The sequence below is a fragment of the Microbacterium sp. Bi128 genome (assembly GCF_918698205.1).
In genome coordinates, this window is record NZ_CAKKMM010000883.1 from 1 (window position 1) to 2129 (window position 2129).

Here is a 2129-nt window from a genome sequence, read left to right on the forward strand (position 1 = left end):
GACCTGGCCGGCGCCGGCATCGGGCTCCCGGGGCCCGTGGAACACGCCACCGGCATGCCGGTGAAGCCGCCAATCATGCCCGGCTGGGACGGGTTCGACGTCGGCCGCCACGTCCAGCGGTCCCTTCCGGTGCCGGTCCTGGTGGACAACGACGTGAACATCATGGCGCTGGGGGAGCGCACGGCGCACTGGCCTGACGTCGAAAACTTCCTGTTCATCAAGGTGGCCACCGGCATCGGGGCGGGCATCATCAGCAGCGGCCAGCTCCAGCGCGGAGCCAACGGGACGGCCGGCGACCTCGGACACGTCCGGGTTCCGCGTGGCGATGACGTGCTGTGCCGGTGCGGCAACTACGGGTGCCTCGAAGCCCTGGCGTCCGGGCCCGCCGTCGCCAAGGCGCTGACGCGGCAGGGCCTGCCGGCGCACGACGGCGGCGATGTGTTGCGCCTGGTCGCCGAAGGGAACCTGCAGGCCATCCAGGCGCTGCGGCAGGCCGGCAGGGACCTCGGCGACGTCCTCTCCATGGTCGTTAACCTGCTGAACCCCTCGGTGATTGTGATCGGCGGAAGCCTCGGCCAGGCCGGGGAGCATCTGATGGCCGGCGTCCGCGAGGTGGTCTACCGGCGCTCGCTGCCGCTGGCCACGGCGCACCTGCGGATCGGCGTGTCCCGGGCCGGTGACCAGGCCGCGATCCTCGGCGCCAGCCAGATGGTCACGCAGCATGTGCTCTCACCCGCGGTCATTGAGGCGACCCTGCAGGCCACGGGCTAGGGGTGTCCCGGAAAGCGGCGCGCCCGGCAGGGGTGTCCCGGAAAGCGTCACATTCCGAAGGCGCGGCCGGGGCCCGTGATAGCAATGGGACTGATGAAATCATATTTCTGCCCGGCCGCCGGGCTACGGGCCGCCCCATGAGCAGCGTGGCCCGGGCGCCGCGCGGCTGGCTCCTCATGCTCGCGATCGGGCTGATCGCGCTGAACATGCGCGGCCCGTTGGTGGCGGTGGCGCCGGTGATCGCCCAACTGGAGGACGATCTCGGGTTCACCCCGGTGGAATTGGGATTCCTGACCGGCATCCCGGTCCTGTGCTTTGCCCTGGCCGCGCCCCTGGCCTCGCTGGCCGGGCGCAAGTTGGGGCCAGAATTCGCCATCACCCTGACCCTGCTCGGGGTGCTCTTCGGCGTCGTGGTCCGCTCGGCCGGCGGGGGTGCCCTGGTCATGCTGGGCACGGTGATCCTCGGCGTCGCCATTACGATCGGCAACATCGTGGTCCCGCTGATCATCCGCCGTGACTTCACCCCCGCCCGGCAAGGCGCGGCAATGGGCACCTACACCGCGGCACTGAACATCGGCTCGTTCCTGACCTCCATGGTGTCGGCGCCGCTGGCTGAACTCCTGGGCTGGCGGCCCGCGATTGCCGCCAGTGGCCTGTTCGCGGTGGCGGCCGCCGCCGTGTGGGTGATCGCGGTTGGCCGGCGGGCCTTTATTCCGGCCGCCGTCACTGCGGCGGACCCGCGGCGGGCCGGGAAGCCCCCCTCCCGGTGGATCACGGCAGCGCTGACCTTCGGGTTCGCCGGGCAGGCGTTCTCCTACTACGGAGTGACTGCCTGGCTGCCGAGCCTGCTCTCGGACGAACTCGGCATGGCGCCCGCAGCCGCCGGGGCAGGGTCCTCGCTCTTCCAGATCCTGGCCATTGTGGGCGGACTGGGCGTGCCGCTGGCGGCCCGGTTCGCCAGTACGACGGCGGTGGGCCTCGCCCTGGGGCTGCTGTGGCTCACCGTACCCGTGGGCCTGCTGCTGGCACCGGAGCTGTGGTGGCTGTGGTGTTCCTTCGGCGGTGTGGCCCAGGGCGGCGGCATCACGCTGATCTTCCTGGCCATTATCCGGCTGGCGCGGGACCAGGCCTCGGCGGCCCGGATGTCCGCCGTCGTCCAGGGGACGGGATACTCCTTCGGGGCAGTGGCGCCGACCCTGCTGGGCTACGTCCACGGGACCACCGGCGCCTGGACCGGACCGCTGCTGATGATCCTGGGCTCGGTGGCCGCGTTCATCCTGGGCACCTCGCTGTCGCTGCGGCGGGTGCCGAAGCCCCACTGACTCGCTGTCGCGCGCCGGGGTGATGTCAATCGCGAC

At 71.3% G+C, this 2129-nt stretch carries 2 protein-coding genes; both read left to right on the top strand.

Translation table 11 applies throughout. The annotated features are described in order from the left end of the window. Window positions 1-771 (top strand): ROK family protein (locus LQV45_RS27595; RefSeq protein WP_230010042.1); only part of this gene is annotated, 771 nt, incomplete at its 5' end. Window positions 772-908: 137 nt separating this feature from the next. Beyond that, entirely contained in the window at window positions 909-2093 is a 1185-nt protein-coding gene (locus LQV45_RS27600; RefSeq protein ID WP_230010044.1) for a CynX/NimT family MFS transporter, read from the top strand. Window positions 2094-2129: the final 36 nt, after the last annotated feature.

What these genes read in the sequence shown, in the direction of transcription:
- LQV45_RS27600 (WP_230010044.1), top strand. Translation starts at nt 909, where the DNA reads ATGAGCAGCGTGGCCCGGGCGCCGCGCGGCTGGCTCCTCATGCTCGCG.